At 47.4% G+C, this 17,624-nt stretch carries 16 protein-coding genes; 4 read left to right on the top strand and 12 right to left on the bottom strand.

The genetic code is table 11. The annotated features are described in order from the left end of the window. A complete protein-coding gene (locus BGX12_RS05210) occupies positions 1 to 447 on the bottom strand; it encodes a SufE family protein (protein ID WP_109735027.1) in 447 nt (148 codons plus the stop codon). A gap of 18 nt (positions 448 to 465) precedes the next feature. Then, positions 466 to 1,662 (bottom strand): NAD(P)/FAD-dependent oxidoreductase, encoded by a 1,197-nt coding sequence (locus BGX12_RS05205; RefSeq protein ID WP_109735026.1) that lies wholly within the window; start codon positions 1,660 to 1,662, stop codon positions 466 to 468. 127 nt (positions 1,663 to 1,789) lie between these two features. Between BGX12_RS05205 and BGX12_RS05200 the strand changes: the two genes are divergently transcribed. Continuing rightward, on the top strand, positions 1,790 to 3,199 hold the full coding sequence (locus tag BGX12_RS05200) for a pentapeptide repeat-containing protein (RefSeq protein ID WP_233246267.1): 1,410 nt from the start codon (positions 1,790 to 1,792) through the stop codon (positions 3,197 to 3,199). Positions 3,200 to 3,268: 69 nt separating this feature from the next. On the opposite strand, the gene radA is transcribed toward BGX12_RS05200, so the two are convergent. After that, positions 3,269 to 4,663: a DNA repair protein RadA gene (gene radA, locus BGX12_RS05195; protein WP_109735024.1), complete on the bottom strand. Its 1,395-nt coding sequence runs from the start codon at positions 4,661 to 4,663 to the stop codon at positions 3,269 to 3,271. Positions 4,664 to 4,878: 215 nt separating this feature from the next. Here radA and BGX12_RS05190 point away from each other — a divergent pair, with 215 nt between their 5' ends. Next, positions 4,879 to 6,999 carry a fibro-slime domain-containing protein gene (locus BGX12_RS05190; protein ID WP_199220732.1) on the top strand — a complete coding sequence of 707 codons (2,121 nt, stop codon included), beginning with the start codon at positions 4,879 to 4,881 and terminating at the stop codon, positions 6,997 to 6,999. Between the two features lie 104 nt (positions 7,000 to 7,103). Here BGX12_RS05190 and BGX12_RS05185 read toward each other — a convergent pair whose 3' ends face one another. The 3 genes from BGX12_RS05185 to BGX12_RS05175 all read right to left on the bottom strand — a co-directional run bounded on the left by BGX12_RS05185 (position 7,104) and on the right by BGX12_RS05175 (position 9,460). After that, the gene (locus BGX12_RS05185) at positions 7,104 to 7,994 is read right to left on the bottom strand and encodes a hypothetical protein (RefSeq protein WP_109735023.1); all 891 of its coding nucleotides are present in this window, start codon (positions 7,992 to 7,994) and stop codon (positions 7,104 to 7,106) included. Then, positions 7,987 to 8,547: a CMP deaminase gene (locus BGX12_RS05180; protein ID WP_109735022.1), complete on the bottom strand. Its 561-nt coding sequence runs from the start codon at positions 8,545 to 8,547 to the stop codon at positions 7,987 to 7,989. Before BGX12_RS05180 ends, BGX12_RS05185 begins: the two co-directional genes overlap by 8 nt. A 178-nt stretch (positions 8,548 to 8,725) precedes the next feature. After that, complete coding sequence (locus tag BGX12_RS05175) at positions 8,726 to 9,460, bottom strand: SDR family oxidoreductase (protein WP_109735021.1); 735 nt, start codon at positions 9,458 to 9,460, stop codon at positions 8,726 to 8,728. A 173-nt stretch (positions 9,461 to 9,633) separates the two neighbouring features. Here BGX12_RS05175 and BGX12_RS05170 point away from each other — a divergent pair, with 173 nt between their 5' ends. Further along, a complete protein-coding gene (locus BGX12_RS05170) occupies positions 9,634 to 11,298 on the top strand; it encodes a sodium-dependent transporter (protein ID WP_109735020.1) in 1,665 nt (554 codons plus the stop codon). A gap of 198 nt (positions 11,299 to 11,496) precedes the next feature. Then, complete coding sequence (locus tag BGX12_RS05165) at positions 11,497 to 12,003, top strand: RidA family protein (RefSeq protein WP_109735019.1); 507 nt, start codon at positions 11,497 to 11,499, stop codon at positions 12,001 to 12,003. Between the two features lie 188 nt (positions 12,004 to 12,191). Here BGX12_RS05165 and BGX12_RS05160 read toward each other — a convergent pair whose 3' ends face one another. The 6 genes from BGX12_RS05160 to BGX12_RS05135 form a co-directional block, all read right to left on the bottom strand. Next, entirely contained in the window at positions 12,192 to 12,695 is a 504-nt protein-coding gene (locus tag BGX12_RS05160; RefSeq protein WP_109735018.1) for a hypothetical protein, read from the bottom strand. Positions 12,696 to 12,716: 21 nt separating this feature from the next. Continuing rightward, positions 12,717 to 14,303 carry an ATP-binding protein gene (locus BGX12_RS05155; RefSeq protein WP_109735017.1) on the bottom strand — a complete coding sequence of 529 codons (1,587 nt, stop codon included), beginning with the start codon at positions 14,301 to 14,303 and terminating at the stop codon, positions 12,717 to 12,719. Positions 14,304 to 14,532: 229 nt separating this feature from the next. After that, complete coding sequence (locus BGX12_RS05150) at positions 14,533 to 15,417, bottom strand: DUF2971 domain-containing protein (RefSeq protein WP_109735016.1); 885 nt, start codon at positions 15,415 to 15,417, stop codon at positions 14,533 to 14,535. Then, positions 15,371 to 15,682, bottom strand: a complete 312-nt coding sequence (locus BGX12_RS05145) for an FISUMP domain-containing protein (RefSeq protein ID WP_109735015.1) — start codon at positions 15,680 to 15,682, stop codon at positions 15,371 to 15,373. Before BGX12_RS05145 ends, BGX12_RS05150 begins: the two co-directional genes overlap by 47 nt. A gap of 107 nt (positions 15,683 to 15,789) precedes the next feature. Further along, positions 15,790 to 16,506 carry a hypothetical protein gene (locus BGX12_RS05140; RefSeq protein WP_109735014.1) on the bottom strand — a complete coding sequence of 239 codons (717 nt, stop codon included), beginning with the start codon at positions 16,504 to 16,506 and terminating at the stop codon, positions 15,790 to 15,792. A 2-nt stretch (positions 16,507 to 16,508) separates the two neighbouring features. After that, positions 16,509 to 17,618: an RNA-directed DNA polymerase gene (locus BGX12_RS05135; protein ID WP_109735013.1), complete on the bottom strand. Its 1,110-nt coding sequence runs from the start codon at positions 17,616 to 17,618 to the stop codon at positions 16,509 to 16,511. Between the last annotated feature and the right edge of the window lie 6 nt (positions 17,619 to 17,624).

The raw sequence follows: 17,624 nt of genomic DNA, 5'->3' as shown, positions 1-17,624 counted from the left end.
TTACTTTTTAGAAATTGCGTCATAGACGCGTGCATATAGATAAATCTGTTTCAGGAGGCTAGCAAAGCCATTGGAACGAGTGGGAGAAAGCCCCACATTCAGTCCGATGTCCTGGAAAAACTTAGGATCTACCGACAGAATGTCGGAAGGAAGCATGTCGTTATAGATGCTCAAGGCAAGAGCGCCAAGACCGCGGCTAATGAGCGGGTTGGTGGCACCGCCTTCCACATCCATCTCGAAATGAATGGTACTGCCGGTAAACTGAGGAACGAGATACATGGTCGCAGCACAGCCCACCACCACGAACTTTTCGTTCTTGAGGGCAGGGTCCATGCCCTTATGTTCCTTGGCAAGACCAATCAAAAAGTTCCACTTGTCGTCAGGGTCCGTAAATCCGGCAAACTTGGCACGAACCTCCTCAAGACGTTTTTCAATAACTTCAGACATGATCAACAAACCTTTATACTACCAATGCAGGAAAGAACGCATCTTCCAGACCAAGGAGGGACTTGCCCAAAGTACGTTAAAGAAAATGCGGAAAATAGTCTGTTTCTCGCGAGGCATCTTGGAAAGACGGAACGCAGCCTTATCAAACTGTTCATCGGTAATCCGATTAAAGCCATCCTTACCGCGAGCAATCTGCATATGGGAATTTCCCATTTCCGTCATCCAGCGCTTAGTGGCATTCATTTCAATTACGGAACGATTTTCACCGGAGTCGTTAAGCCATTCATTGGCCGCCTCGGCTACAATTTTACCACACAGCAGGGATTCCGTAATACCGGAACGGCTAATAGGGTTAACGCAGCTGGCAGAATCCCCAGCCTTAAAAAGTCCGCACTTGGCAATGGCCTTATTGGACTGACCGCAGGCAATCTTTCCGCCGTAAATACCCTTTACGGTAGCACCTGGGTAATCACGGTTGATAAAGTCCAACAACCTCTGACGCAAGGAAACATCGCTCCTTACATTCTTACCGAGAACTAGACCAATATTCACTTCCTTGCCATCACGGGGGAAGATCCAGCCGTAGCCATCCTTGAATTCGCTACCAAAGAACAATTCAATATGTTCTCGACTGTGGGGAATCCCCTCCGCTACAGCAAAAATGGCAGGTTCCAAATCCGTAGAGCCATCTTCCATCCCTTCCAGGCAGGAGATGTTACGGGTAAGTTTTGCACCCGGGCCGGTAGTGTCTATTATAATGGTAGAGCGGATGGTTTCTTCCACGCCCTGTCTGGAAACCACCAGGTTCCAGCCATCTTCTACACGTTCAAGTTTCTGTGCCACCGTATCGAAATGACATTCCACCCCTGCCTTGACGCATTCTTCTGCAATATTCTTGTGCAGGGCGGAACGGTTCAGCTGAAGACCGCAGTCCTTGCTGTAAAATTCCGCACGATAGCGCTTGGGAGATGTAAAATAGATTCCGGAGAGGTTTCCACGGACAAAGGAAGGATCAATAGGCCAAAGGGCCTTCAATCGACGGGTAGAAACTGCTTCAGCACAGAAAATAGGCTCTTTCCAGGGTTCTTTTCTGTCCAAAAGCAAAATCCGTCTGGCACCGGCGGTCAATCTTCCCAGGGTACAGGCAGCCATAAGACCGGCAGGACCGGCCCCACAAACCACTACATCGTACTGATTTGACGCAAAAAGACTCATTTCGACCTACAAGTTAGCTTTTATTTGAAGACTTTTTTTAAATCTGTTGCAGTTTTACAAATTTTTTAGTTATTTTAGGGCTATCCGTTATTTGGTTTTATCCTTAAAGGGAAAATTGTATATGAATATGAAGAGAGTATCTAAGTTTGGCCTCTGCCTGGTCAGTGCCCTGGCAATGAATGCCTTCGCCCAGACCGACTGGGTTGGTAAGGACCTGAACGTTTCTTTTAGTAATAAGAAAATTGACGGTTTCGACTTCTCCAAGTCCAAGGCCGTAAAGAACACCACCGACTTCCGTCGTGCAACTGGTGAAGGTCCCAAGTTTGCAAAGGCATCCCTTCCGGAAGTATCCTTCCAGAATGCTGTGATTAGCGGCGCTACTTTCGAAGACGCCAACCTCCAGAAGGTGGTCATCAGCGGTGCTGACATCCGTAACTCTTCTTTCGAAGGCGCTGACCTCGAAGGCGCAAACCTTTATCGTGCAACCCTCCTTGGTAGCCAGTTCCCCAAGACCAACATGAAGAATGCCCGTCTGGACGCTATGAAGGTGGACGAAAACACCGACTTTAGCAAGGCAGACCTCTCCATGGCCTCCGTCATGGACGTTGACCTTACCGGCGCCGACCTCACTAAGGCAAACCTGACTAACACCAACTTCTCCCGTTCCTTGATGGCTGGTGCAGACCTCCGCAAGGCAACTCTCGTGAAGACCGACTTTACCGCATGTAACCTCATTGCAGCAAAGTTCAAGGGTGTCGACCTGATTGACGTTAACTTCGCAAAGGCTGGTCTTTCCCAGGCTGAATTCAGCGGCGCTGAATTCAAGAACGTCAACCTCCAGGAAGCAGACCTTTCTCTGACCACCTTTAACGATGTTGACCTCTCCAAGACCCAGCTCCAGAAGGCCAAGTTCGCACAGTCCACCGTCAAGAACATGAAGTTCTCCGGTCAGGACCTGAGCGGCGTGGTATTCGATAAGGGTTCCGTCTCCAAGAGCGAATTCAGCAAGTCCAAGCTGAACAAGGCATCTTTCTATGATGCTACCGTCGAAAAGAACGACTTTAAGGAAGCTGAACTTATGAAGGCTGTGTTCGACGGCGCATTCGTCCGTAAGAACATCTTCGATAAGTCCGACCTGACCAAGGCAAACTTCGCAAACTCCACCATCGAACGTTCCGACTTCATCCTCGCTCAGATGGGTGGCGTCAGCTTCGCAGGTGCTAAGCTCGAAATGGTAAACTTCACCAACGCCAACATGCAGGGCATCAAGATCGACGCCGACACCAAGATGAACGACGTTGACTTCTCCGGTGCAAACCTGGATGGCGCCAAGATCGAAAAGTTCACCGCCAAGAAGGTGATCTACGATAACAAGACCGTCTTCCCCTCTGGCTTCGATCCTCGTCAGTATGGCTTCACCAAGCGCGGTGAAAAGGCTGCTGACATCAAGGTTTCCGGCAACAAGTCCAAGGTAGCCGACGACGCTATGCCGAAGAAGAAGAAGAAGAAAAAGAAAGCTGAAGACGACGAAGATTAATTTTCTTTGGATAACAAACGGATTAAAAAGAAATGGCGCTCTTTCGAGCGTCATTTCTTTTTTTTCACTTTAACGTTTGTCATTTAACCAAGATATAGCTTCACTCAAGGTCTTCACCCGGGTGACTTTCAAGGAGCTCCTGGAGTCGGTGGGAATATTACCTCCAGCAGGAACGATAGCTTCGGTCATGCCTAGGCGGCGGGCCTCCTTAAGGCGTTGATCCAGAAGGCTTACACTACGGATTTCTCCAGAGAGACCCAGTTCCCCGATGGCAATCGTCTGACGGGACAGAGGTATTCCCAGATGATTGCTGGCAATAGCTAACGCAAGGGCCAGGTCCGAGGAAGTATCGTTTATCTTCATTCCGCCGGCGATGCTTGCAAATACGTCGGAAGCCCCGATGGTAATACCCCCAAACTTTTCCAGAAGGGCGAGAATGATGGTGAGGCGCTTGGCATCAATGCCAGCGGCCACTCTCTGTGGAACCGCGAAGGTAGTCTGATTGACGAGAGCCTGCGTTTCAAATAGAAGAGCGCGGGACCCTTCCAAGGTGCAGCAAACCACACTGCCTGGAGTTGGCGGTACACCCTCCTGCAGGAATACCTTGCTGGGGTTGGGAACGGAAGACAATCCATGGCTGGTCATCTCGAATACGCCGATTTCATCGGTGGCGCCAAAACGATTCTTGATGGTACGGAGTAGACGGTACTGATGGTTACGATCCCCTTCAAAATAGACTACGGTATCCACCATATGTTCCAGAATGCGGGGGCCAGCGATCTGACCATCCTTGGTGACATGGCCGATAAGAACCGTAATGCAACCGGAGTTTTTTGCCCATACCATAAGGTCTAACGTGCATTCACGAAGCTGAGCTGCAGAACCCGGCGTTCCATTCAGGTCGTCTTTATAGACCGTCTGGATGGAATCGATTACGAGGATCTGCGGTTTGATGTCATTGGCCTGCTGGATGATTTTTTCAAGACTTGTCTCGCACAGCAGAAGCATGTCGGAGCCAGCCACGTTCAGACGTTCGCTACGAAGTTTCACCTGACAGGCGCTTTCTTCGCCACTGACATAAAGAGCCCTGACTCCCGCGGCATTCATGGTGGCAAGAGTTGTAAGAACCAGAGTGGACTTGCCAATACCGGGATCGCCGCCAATGAGGACAAGGCTTCCGGGAGCGAAGCCACCGCCCAGCACGCGGTCGAATTCCGTATTGGCAGTACTTAATCGTTTCGTATCTTCAGTAGCAACATCCTTGAGGGACACCACCTTATGGACCGGACCACCCAGCCCTCGCCCACCGCGACTTGCAGCCACATCCAACTTTTCTACAACGTGTTCCTTAAGACTACTCCACGCTCCACAGAATGGGCACTTTCCTGCCCACTTGGGAGTTGTATTACCGCATTCCGTACAGAGGAATTCAATTTCTTTCTTGTTTTTATTTACTGCTACCATGTGCACTAATATAGAATAAGCCCATTGACATTTTGTGTCAACGGACAAAAATAGTGCACAAAATTTCACTTCCTAGGCATATATGGCATTTTTTGCGCTCAATAATCACACAATTATGCAATTTTCAAATCAAACAATTTGCTTCACGATTGTTTAATTAAATTACAAGCATCGATTACCCAAGTCGCATATTTATTTGGTTTAGGAGTTACATTATGAACACATCTATGAAGGTTCTGCTTTGCGGAGCAGTTATTTCTGCGGGTGCAGTCAGTGCAAACGCAGCAACGAAGCACATTAGCGTCGTTATTCCACCAGATTTCGACGCATGGCTTTCCGACACCCCCATAATCAGTCTGGACGGAGGCAAGACCGGTACTGCACTTAAGTTAGATCAAAAACATTGCGGTTGGCTTTATGCAGATGTTGAAGCTGACAAGCTGTCTGACGACGTGGTCTTTTTCCGTAAAGGGGATTCCAATCGCGAAGACATGATCGGCTTAAACGGAAACTGGGAAACAGGTGCCACGGCAACGCCCATTCCCTTGGCAACTCTTTTTGAAGCATACAATACGGACTCCCTATACTTCGTTGCGGATCAAGAACAATTTATAGACGGTGAAGACGGTTGGTATACAACATACCCCGAAGGAGTGGAAGGCTCTTGCACATATAGTCTGCAATCCGTTGTCTATGATACCGATGCAAAGCTTCATCCCGCATTTTCCTGCTACGGATCAGGTGGGGAAAGCTGTCAGTTTGGCATTGAAGGCGTCGTAGACCAAGACGTAGCCCAAAAGGCAGTCAACAGATGTATCGGTGTTACCACAGGCATTGTGGAAAGTGTATTGGACACGACCGTCAACCAGTTCAAGCGCAAGCCGAAACTCACCACAAAGGGAGCAGCCTGTTTCATCAATGAAAAGTTCTTCAACCAGCTGTTCACTCCTACCGAAGGTGTAAACGAAGCGAGCTGCTCCGACATTCCTTTGACCAGAACTCAGAATTTCCAATGGAAGTTTGATTCAGACATATTCCAAAGCAAGGGGACGACCGTTCCAGGCGGATTCTTCCCGGTTGAAGAATCTACCGACGAAATGATCAAGTCCAACCTTCAGACACCTCTTGCTGCAGCCCGAATCAAACGCAGTGCCGAAGGTCCCATCTTCTATGGTCCGGATTTAAGAGAACTTGACGAAGCGACAGGTGTTCCAAAAATCAATCTGGTTTGTAATGGAGCCGGTTGGACTGGCGGTGCAGACTGTGAAGGTCATTTTGCAGATGGTGACGATACAGAAGCACTAATCAAGTCCCTTTATCCCAAGGCAAGCTGTGTTATAGGATGGGCATGCCAGGATGAGGCACCGGAAGGCTGGACATTCTACAAGACAAGTTCTGAAACAGTGGTTGCCAGCGATAAGGGAGGCGTTCCTCGCTGGTACGGCAATCGCAACCAACACTTCTGTACAGAAACTCACGTAGTCTTCGACTATATAGCAGGGCAGACATTCTCCGTATTAGGCGATGATGATATTTGGGTATTCATCGACAATAAGTTGGCTATCGACTTGGGCGGTACCCACCTGGCAGCACCGGGTTTTGTGGACCTGAGCAAATTTGAAGGTCTTAGCGGAAAGCTGGTTGAAGGAAATCGCTATAATCTGGACATGTTCACCTGTGACCGCCGCACCACCATGTCCAACTTGGCCATCCGTACCAACATCTTTATGCGTAGCCTTCCCTCCTACCTCCAGATTCGCGCTACAAAAGATTACGCTACAAACGTTTCTTCCTATGAACTTTGCTACAATAAAGCAGAATTTGGCTGTATGGATTTGATCAAAGGCGTTGAAGAGAATTCTACCTGCAAGTCGGTACCGAATACAATTCAGTATTTCCTTTCAACAAACGGCATCGCAGATACCGACAACAGCGAACTTCTTGAAAACGGCAAGATCAACCATGGCGGCATAGACCTCACTAATCCGGCTGCCCCTCAGGTTAACAACCAGAAACTCGATCTCCCCGAAGGTCGCTACACCCTGTTTGCTGCAGTTGAAGGCAAATTCAAAAAGATTACATCCATCCGTGTAAGCGGCAATGCGGAGACCATTACCATTAAGCCCGTTGCTACTGCCAACATGAAGATTCAAGCAGCAGGTTCTTCTATCTCCATTACTGCACAGGGTGCAAAGACTTATGCTGTCATGGATATGATGGGACGAGTCCTGTCCAAAGGAAAACTCATGAACGGACATGCAAATGTTGTCATGACTCGTAAGGGAAGCTTCATGGTTCGCGCAGACAACCAAGTCCAGCGAGTGATCCTGAAATAACCCTAGCAAAAAAAAGTTATATTCCTAACAAAAAAGTAGGCAGGTCCAGATGGATCTGCCTATTTTTTAAATGCCTCTAAATACAAGCGCCTGTATTTTACGGATTAAAAGAATGAAAGAGAGATGCCTAGCTGAGCAAAATAGTGGTACTTCATATCAGCGGCGAAGTTCTTCTCGAAACGGATTCCACCATCCGCAAAGCCATGAACAACACCATCAGAACTTGCCAAAGGAGAAAGACGCAATCCCACGTCGTTCATATAGGTAAAACTACGCTTGTGGAATCCTTCGGAAATAATCTGAGTGTTCAGGCGACTTCTATCCAAAATACCCAGCCAGGACCCGGGAACCACGGGAATGTACAGGGAACCGCAAAGTGCGTAAACAGGCACCAAGGCAATAGCGGCCAGAACGGAACCTACTGGACCCATGGATGTTTTTTCAGAAGTCTTGACGGAATCATTATGGAAATCGGGACCTCTGAAAATTGGGCCAAGGCCGCCCATAATGGCGCCGGCAGCGGCAATCCAGATAGTTTCATCGGACACCACCTGAAAATTGTCTGCGGCAATTTGGAGATGGAACGGTTCAAAGCCGACGGATACAGGCCAACTCCTGGAAAGAGGAAACATAAAGCCTATACCAAAGTCCACGCCATTGGATGGTCCGTAGCTAGACCTGACGAACAAACCCGCAGGAAGATAGCGAGGGTAAGGTTTCTTACCAGAGTTCAGGAGACGAACCACCAGGGCTGTGTCCAGGCGATTGACCTCCGGCCTCTGTTCCGCAGGGGCGGATACCTCGGTGATTTCTGCAGGTGTTGAGACTTCTACGTTTTCTGCAGGAGCGTGCTCTGCAACAGGAGCCTCTTCCACGGCAGCTTCTTCTACTGGGGACGCAGCAACAGGAGTCTCCTCGGCAGGAACTTCCTGGGCAGAAACCTCGCAGGCAAAAGCCAACAGGAAACTTGAAATATAGGCGGTGAGCTTACGCATTAGGCTTGCTTACCACGGGACGAATACGCTTACCACAGAGGGTCACTACAATGTGTGCCTGAGCAAACATATAGTAGGCGGTGTCGCGACTGTTATTGAGGGTAGACTTGGGATCGTAATCATCCTTGGTCACGAAAACTTCGGACACGCCGGAAAGACTTACATCCAGAGCACAGCGTTCGCAAGGAAAACCGATCACGTAGAGCTTGGAGCCTTCGGGAACCTTACCGCGGGCATAGTGCAGGGCATTAATTTCTGCATGAACCATGAAGGGGTACTTATTGGCCTCGAACTCGTGATGGCTCAGCAATTCACCGGAGTCTGCATCCAAAAGATCATAAGCCAACAGCTGTTTCTCGCGAGTGTAAGGAACAGTCTCGTCGTCAAAGCCGGCGGGAGCGCCGTTGTAACCAGTACTGATGACACGGCCTTCGGGGGAAACCAGGATTGCACCCATCTGAGTGTTCTGATCTTTGGAAAGACGAGCCTGGGCCACCATCATCTGGGTGTAGACTTCGTCACGGAGCTTTGTGCGGGAGGAATTATTGTTCATGGGGATAAATATAATAAAAGCAAATCCTGAGACTTGTTCAGGATGACGTCATGAAAAGCTGGTCCTGAAACTTGTTCAGGAATACCTTCAAAAAAACTGGTGGCAGCCGAAGCCACCACCAGCTTTTTGGGGGTTAGGAGGATTCTTTGGGAGATTTCACTCCATTAGATGCTCCGTTTTATTCGACGGTTGCACCCTTCTTCAAAGCGTCTTCAAGAGTCATGCCGGTAAATTCCTGGGCACTGAACCAACGACCGCTCTTCTTGTCATCAAGGAGAACGCCCACCATGGAGCCCGGGATAACAGTTTCAGGAGCGTTGGGGGCAGCAGGACCACCCAAATCCGTACGCAACCAACCCGGATCCATGAGGTTCATCATAACATCAGTTCCGTTCAGCTTAACGGCAAAATCCTTCACAAACTTGGTGAGGGCGGCCTTTGCACAAGCATAACCCATGAGTTCCGGCTCGTTAGCGATGCCACTGGTGGTCAACTGCATACGGCCAAAGCCACGCTTAATCATACCCGGCAGGAAATGGTAGGCAATTTGGACCGGAGCATAGAAGTTCACAGCCATTGCGTGGTGGAAATCTTCCATAGTGTTGGTCAGGTAGTCCTGGAAATAATGACTCATGAGACCTGCGTTATTGTAAACCAAGTCAACCTGGATACCCCAGGAATCAATTTCAGCGAGGGCGGCAGCCACTTCATCGGCACTTTCAAGATTGCAACCGACGGCACGGACTTCTACGCCATAGGGCTTCAATTCTTCAATGACCTTGTCTGCGTTAGCCTTGCAACGGCCCTGGAGGATGATATTTGCACCCAGTTTAGCCATTTCAATAGCAGTAAGACGGCCTACACCACGGCAACCGCCGGTAATCAAGGTCCATTTACCCTTAACGTTGATCATAAATCCAATCCTTTTTTCCCAAATCTTCTTGGGTTTATTGTAAAGTTACTTTTTATCAGGCAATATGATCACAAATTTTTGATTATTTCTGTATACAGCAGTAACAGCTCCATCAAGCCTCACGCCTCCAAAAAAGTTTTCTAGATTGCAAAAAAAATATTGGGAACAAGAACATGAAAAACAAACGTGATAACTGGGGTTCCAAACTGGGCGTGATCCTGGCAGTAGCCGGTTCCGCCGTCGGTCTGGGCAACTTCCTTAGATTCCCGGTGCAGGCTGCCACAAATGGCGGCGGCTCATTCATCATCCCCTACTTGATAGCGTTTTTACTCCTGGGAATTCCTCTTTCCTGGATGGAATGGACCTTAGGTCGCGCCGCAGGCGGCAAACGTCATGGAACCGCCCCGGGTGGTTTCCATTACATTCTGGGAAAGAAGCCCTGGGCAAAGCACCTGGGGTCCCTGTGTATTCTGCCGCCCCTGTTCATCACCTTCTACTACATGTTTATCCAGTCCTGGATTCTGGCCTTTACCTACTACTCCGCCACAGGAAAGTTGATGGAAGTGGTGGCTGGAGGTTACGGCCCCATGAAGGAATTCTTCGGTAACTACATCATGCTGAACACAAAGATTGGCCCCTTCCCCGCCGCAATCCTTTTCTTCCTTGTCACCTTCGCATGCAACATGGGCTTGCTTAGCTTTGGAGTCCGTAAAGGCATTGAACGCGTAAACAAGATTACCATGCCGATTCTTCTAGTGATGGGCTTGATTCTTGTGGGACGAGTTTTGACCATTGACGGTATCAGCAAGGGTTTGGCATTCGTCTGGAACCCGAACCTTTCCGAAATCACGAACCCCACCGTATGGCTTGCCGCTTCCGGCCAGGTATTCTTTACCATGAGCCTGGGTATGGGTATTGTATTCTGCTATGCAAGCTACCTGAAGCCCAAGGAAGACCTGGTGCTTTCATCCCTGACGGCGGCATCCACCAACGGTTTTGCAGAAATCATCCTGGGTGGCACCATCGTGATTCCCATGGCAGTTCTTATTGCAGGAAACAATATTGAAGAATGCGCCAAGCTGGGTACCTTCGGTCTTGGCTTCCAGACCATGCCCTTCGTATTTGGCCAGTTGCCCTTTGGCGGTTTCTTCCAGACATTGTGGTTTGGCATGCTGTTTATTGCTGGTGTCACCAGTGCCATCTCTATTATCCAGCCCCTTATCAGCTTCTGCGAGGACGACCTGAAGCAGAGCCGCAAGGGAGCCATCACCTCTGTCAGTGTAGTGACATTCCTAGGCGGTCTCGTCGGAATCTTTGGCCTTGCCGCCGGTGCGGTTGACGAATTTGACTTCTGGGGCGGCAGTTTCCTTCTGGTGTTCATCGGAACCATCCAAGCATTCATTTTTTCCTTTGTCCTTGGTAAACGTAAGGTGAAGCAGGCTGATGGTTCCGATGAATCCGAGGCATTTGCCCTGATGAACGAAGGTGCGGCATTGAAGCTTCCAAAGTTTTTCAGATTCATCATCCGTTACGTCTGCCCCGCCTACCTGGCCATTGTACTTGTGGCTTGGCTCGTTCACGACGGCTGGGCAGTAGTAAGCCTGCAGGGAGTTTCTCCCGATGCAATGGTGACTTTCCTGGGCCACCAGATGAGCCAGATTTCTTTCACCTGGGGAATTCGAATTTTCCTGTTGGTTTGCACAATCCTGTTAAATGTGTTGATTTACCTGGCCTGGCGCAAGGGTGATCCGGCCGACGTTCCCCCTACCACCCATAAGCAGAACATGCCCATCGGCGATTCTGACGATGTTCTTTCTAACAAGAAGGAGGTTAAGTAATGGAACTTTCTACTGGCGGAATTATCTTTATGGTCGGTTCCTGGGCCGTCATCGTAGGCCTTTGCGCTTTTTGTTTCAGCAAGGTTTTTGGCGGAAAGAAAAAAGACTAAAGCGCAGGAGCACCCCCGCAGGTACAAAAAATTAAATGTCCAGAAACAAGATTTCTGACAGGGCAAAATCTATATAAGGAGTAAAAACATGCTCTCTATCAAGAAAAAAGTCGAAGAACTAGGCTTGACGCTGCCCGCCGTGGCAGCTCCGCTGGCAGCTTATGTACCAGCTACCCGCGTGGGCGACATGATTTTCGTATCAGGACAGTTGCCTTCCGTAAATGGGGATTTTTCCGCTTATACAGGAATTGTTCCCACCGAGCTTTCTCCAGAAAAGGCAAAGGAAGGCGCCGCTATTTGCCTGCTGAACAACATTGCAGCGGCCATGAGTATGCTAGAAGATGGAGAAACGCTGAAATTGGTCCAGATGCAGGGTTTTGTCCAGTCCTCCCCCGACTTTAAAGAACAGCCCGCCATCCTGAACGGGGCAAGCGAACTTGCAGTCCAGATTCTGGGAGACAACGGCAAGCACGCCCGCACTGCCGTAGGCGTTGCAGCGCTCCCCAAGAATGCAGGTGTGGAAATCAGCTGTACCTTCCAAGTGACAAAGAGCGAAGTCAAGTTCCAGGGTCGCATGAACTGGATCGAACCGTAGGTTTGTTGCAACGCAGTCATATAGTCATTGCCCTTCCGCTCGGTTCACTCCGTTCACCCGGCTTCGCCGGACTCGCTTCAGTTCAATAACTATATGACAAGGAAGTGCAACAAAGGTCTTTCGCATTCAAGAGAACGCTAGATATTTCAAGAGAAAAGCACCGTTCAAAAGAACAGTGCTTTTTTCATTTAAAACTCAAATTTCATTAACCAATCCCGCATTTTACAAGGCGGGATATTTTCTTTGCGAGACTGTGCGGCAATGAAGGCTCCGGCAAGCGAAGCCATTTTCATCGGATCAAGATTAATTTCCACGCGGCCCAGGTCAAGGCGGTCTGCGTCGTAGCAGGTATCAATGGTGGGGTCGCCATTATGCCTTTCCGAAGTGTGGTTCTTACAGGCGTGATATAGTTTCTCGAACTGTTCATCCGTGATTTCAAAACGTTTTTCTTCACGACATTTCTTGGCGAATTCAGCACCACGGCCGCCGTGAGTTTCGTCGTATCCGTCAAAGTCCCGCTTGGAATCGTGGAACAAGGCAAAGAGGCGAACCACCGTAATGTCAGCCTTAGTCTTTTTCGCAAGCAACAGTCCGTTAAACTCCACTTGCCGCCAATGGGCCAAGCCGTGGATTTCGGAATCATAAACGCGATCCTCGAAAACGAAGTCTTGTAACGCAGCGAAGTCGATCATAGGGAACAGCAACAATACAAACTATGCGATTTTCCACTGACCCAAGGTGCGTTTTTCCGCATCGAAGGCGACGCCAATCTTGAACAGTTTTTTCGGGGAGCCGTCGGCAGTCTTGGTCACGGTGTAAGGCACCAGATACCCCTTGTCGTCGATTTGTCTGAGGGCATCGTCGGCAGTACCGTTTGCATCAAGTTTGAATTCAAATACGTAAACAGCGTCGGCGGTTTCCACCACGGCGTCGGCGCGGCCTGCGGCGGTACGTTCCTCGCAACGGACAAGGTACGGCGTCGCAATTCTGAATATCAGGTAGAAAATAGTTCTATAATGATGTTCGTTCTGCTTTTCGGCGTCGTAGGGAATGCTCGCCATGAACGCGCGCATTTCTGTAAGCGCAGTTTCAATGTCACACGCCTTCATCGCCGTCACGAAGTGGTCCAAGAACTCGGAGGTTTCCTCATCATTTTTTGACACATACGAATTCGTCAGCAAATCCAGCATTCCATTACGAACTTCATCGTTGGGGAACTGCAATTTGAACGGACGTACTGAATCCTTTTCGTAACCCTTGATGGTCAAATATCCACTTTGGTATAAAACCGGGATGGGAGTCTCTGCGGTTTCTGTAGGAGCATCAAAAGTTCTCTGTGCAACAGAAAAACCACGATCATATTCTTCGGGACTCAGCTTATAACGGGCCATGGCCTTCACAAGCATGGTCGGCGTACCCGATGCAAACCAATAGTTTAAGAAATTCTGTTTACCTAAAGAGTTTATCAAGCTAAACGGATTGTAGATATCCGGTGAGTTTTCGCTGAAGTGGTAACCATCATATCGGCGCTGCAAAGTTGCGACAGCCTCGTCGTAGGTCATTTTCTGCTTGTCGGCGAGCGCCTGGATTTCGGGCTGCATCTGGGTCAGCAGTTCTTCCTTGGTGATGCCGCAGATGGCTGCATAGTCGTCATCCATGGTAATGACATTCAGGTTGTTCAGTTCGCTAAAGATGCTGAGCTGACTGAACTTGCTGACGCCCGTGAGGAACACGAAACGAAGCATGCCGCCAAGGGCCTTGAGGGGCGCGTAAAGTTCCCGCATCTGCATTCGGATGCGTTCTAGCGCCTTCGCATCGCCCATAGCCTCAAGAACGGGAGCATCGTATTCATCAACCAAGACAACGACTTGCGACTTTGTCTGATTATTTGCAGCTTCAATAATACGCCTAAGCCTTGCACCCCATGCCTGGCTAGTTGTCTTGTCCAAACAATACTCTTTTTCGTAAGACTCCAGATTCAAGCTCATGTTCTCGGCAAACTTGTCCTGGTCTGTTGACTTGACTGTACTCAAGTCCAGCCGAATGACCGGATACTTTTTCCACTCGGTCTCCAGGCGTTCCATGGCTAGGCCAGTGAACAGTTCCTTGCGACCTTCGAAATAGCATTGCAATGTGCTAATCAAAAGGGACTTTCCAAAACGGCGAGGGCGGCTGAGGAAGTAATACTTGCTTGTATGAGTCAACTTGTAAACAAGGTCCGTCTTATCTACATAAAAGAACCCTTCGTTGCGAATGCTCGCAAAATCCTGAATGCCGATAGGAAAATTCTTTAACGCCATGTTTTAAATATAACAAAAGGCGAGAGAAGTAGCCACGCTTGCGTGGATATTTCCGAGCCGCAGTATATGCATGCGAAGCATGCCATATAACAAAAGGCGAGTGCAGCGACCGCCGAGTTTACTCGAGCGGGCATTGCCGAGCCGTACTATATGCGCGCGTAGCATGTATAAGCTATGCTTAAGCCCCCAAAGCCTTGTTCAGTATTGGGATCATAATTCTATTCGCAAATTATGATAAGTCTCCTAAGTCCGCACAATAATTCCGAATAACAGACTTATTCACAAAAGTCCAGTCATTTCGCAGGTATCTTTTTTGGGGAGAGATTTTTTCACAAAGTTTCTCAACCTTTTTCTTAAACCTCTCTTTTTGCTTTTCAATCAAAAGATAATTAGCCTCTGACTGATTCTTACTCTCAAGTAATTTTTTTTCATAGGCAAAGTCACTAATTGAGACGGATTCAATCAGATCCTTAATTGTCTTAAATCTCAAGTTTTGTTTTGTAGATATAATGCGCCATTCCCGTTCATCTTGATATGAATATCGCTTTATAAACGGGTAAAGCAATTTATTTGGCACAAGAATTTTCTGTTTTTTTCTTTTTTCTAAATGGGGTATATACATAACAGGGTAAAACAGAATTTTTTCACCCAGAAGTTCCAGAAGTTTTCGACCATTAAAAATAATCAGTACAGAATTCTCTTTGAAAGCATAATTTTGCCACATTAAAGATGTTTTTTGCGTAGTTATACAAGACGCATAAATTCTTTTTCCAAGTTCAATTTCATTGGAATATGCTTCAATAAAAATTCTATCAACATAATCATACCACTTTGGAGGAAAACCTAGCTTTAACGTTTTCTTATTTACGAGTAACTCTAGTTTATCATAAGTAGTAAACCAATAAAAATAGTAATTCTTTTCCCCATTAACAAATTTACTATATGCCTCTTTTTTCAAAAAGAATTTTTTTAAATCTTCTTTTTCTTTTATAGGATTGAATTGCAATGAAGATAATGTATCCTCTTCTGATTCCACATATTTTTCGTTTTCAAAGCGCTCGTTTGTATCATTCACAACATTTCCATTCCCAAGCCGTAGAGTTTTCTTTCTCATATTTTTCCTTTTTTAGGGGCATCATTGTTACAAACGGATTGCCAGAGGAGTTGCGGAGGCAACGGACAGAAAAGCCGTTGTTCTTATTGTTGTTGTTCTCGTTCACGTTCGAGTTATTGTAGTTGAAGTTCTTGTTGTAGGCGTTATTACTATTGTTCTCAGTAGAAGACCAGAAGTTCCCGTTGTTGCCAGCATTGTTGAAGCTACCATTGTTGTAGTTGCCAGCAGGAAGGACGGAGAAACCCTTACAAGAATTTCGCAGCAACTTTCAGCGGAAACAGCAAAAGCGGACAACAGCCGCGATTCACCATTCCCGACAAACTCTACTCGCCCTGCATATCAGCAGCGAGTATGCCGCCCAACTCCAGAGGTTCACTCCTGCACATCAAAGCAACAGGATTCCGACCTTAGTAAATTCTGCATTCTGTCAAAACGATCGTTGAGCATTTTCCACACGCCACTATCAAATTGCTTCACATCATGCATTATGCGAGTGCGAATGCGCATCTGTTCTATCTCATAAAATATTTGCCGTTCATCCAGAGACTCACCTCGTTTAAACGCCACGTGTAGTTTTACCGCCAGTTCCAGAGATTCATTTCGCAAGGAATCACCAGCTCCAAAACGAAAATTACGGTGCAGCCTAGAAGTAAAATTTGTAAGAGCCACAGCATTGTCATAAGCTTCGCGGTAAAGACGCAATTTTAATGACTCCTGAGCATTAACAATAGGCAAAGTTTGCTCTTTAGCCCTAACGGCATTAGACACGCAACCATTTTTCCAAGAAGAAAATCCTTCCAAAGGTTCAATCCCATGAACGGCAATTCTCTTTTCGTCTTGGCATTCTACCGAATACCCAAACGACTGGGCTACAGCCATATACTTATCCAAGGCAATTTTCGGGAAACCAATGCGTACAATGTCGCAAGCCAGTGACAAGTTGTGAACAGCACTTACCTTGCATTCCCGAAACCTCTTGCAAAAACGAAATGCAGACCTTTCATAAGCCTTGTAAAACGAGCCTTCCAAATAAAGATAGATGGAGGATTTGTTCGCTTCTTCCAAAGCATATATTTCAGACATTTTCATATTCATGTTCCTTGTTGAATAGACTGGGTAAGCCGATATGCGTTATAATGCCCCATATAGCCCAGGTAGCTTTGGACTCTACTTTTCTGCTTATCTTCATCACGGCAAGGATTCTTTACACATTCTACAAAGTTTTTAACCGTACGCCTGCCAGGATAAGTTCGGTACGGCAGAATATAGGCTCCAAGCATAGGAAAACCTTTCTGTATAGGTTGAAGCCTTGTTTTCTTTTCATTTAGATTCAAATGCAACCGTGATTTAAGATAATCCCGAATCTTGAAGATTGCTTCTAAAAGAACAGACTTGTCGTGATGAACCAGAAGCATATCATCAACATAGCGGCCATAGCAGCGAATTTTCAGCTGATGCTTTACAAACTGGTCCAATCTATTCAAGTAGATATTACCAAACCACTGGCTGGTAAGATTACCGATGGGAAGTCCACAGTTTACTGAAGTTCCTCGAAGGCTCTTATTTAACGGAAGGTCATTCCAAGCACTTGGTGGACTTCGAAAAATAGCGTTATCCAAAGGATTATTGTAGATAAACTTTTTTAGAAGAAACATGCACAAGTCCTTGTCGGGAACACCCGCCCACTTGCCACGACTCAAGCCCTCTACACAAAGCTGATACAGGATATCCCGGTGGATTCCCATAAAGAAACCACTAATGTCAAGACGCAAAGACCAACATTCCCTTGTAAAATCACGGCTTTCAGATACCATAAAATACTTTGCGCGGCTCACGGCAAAATCGGTTCCACGGCCAACACGGCAGCTGTAGCAATCATGAATGAACTGTCGGTCGAATATGGGGCAAATCCAGTTACACAGCAAATGGTGCACAACCCTATCACGAAAGTTTGCTGCAATGATTTCGCGTTTTACAGGAGTTTCGTTGATAAAGCAAATGGATGGCCTGAGATCATACGTTCTTGAAGACAATTCTCGCGATAAATCATAGATAGACTGTTCCAGGCTTAGTTCAAACTGCAGCTGGTTTACCGTGTTCCTTTTATGGCGACGTGCTTGATAGTACGCCTCCAGTAGAGGGAGAACCAAGTCATCTGCCGTTAAAATTTTTGATTTCACGACACTTATTCTTTTTTTCAAAATTTT

The organism is Fibrobacter sp. UWR4 (assembly GCF_003149045.1).
Classification (GTDB): Bacteria; Fibrobacterota; Fibrobacteria; order Fibrobacterales; family Fibrobacteraceae; genus Fibrobacter.
The sequence above is the reverse complement of the archived record's forward strand: the minus strand, read 5'-3'. Positions and strand labels throughout refer to the sequence as shown.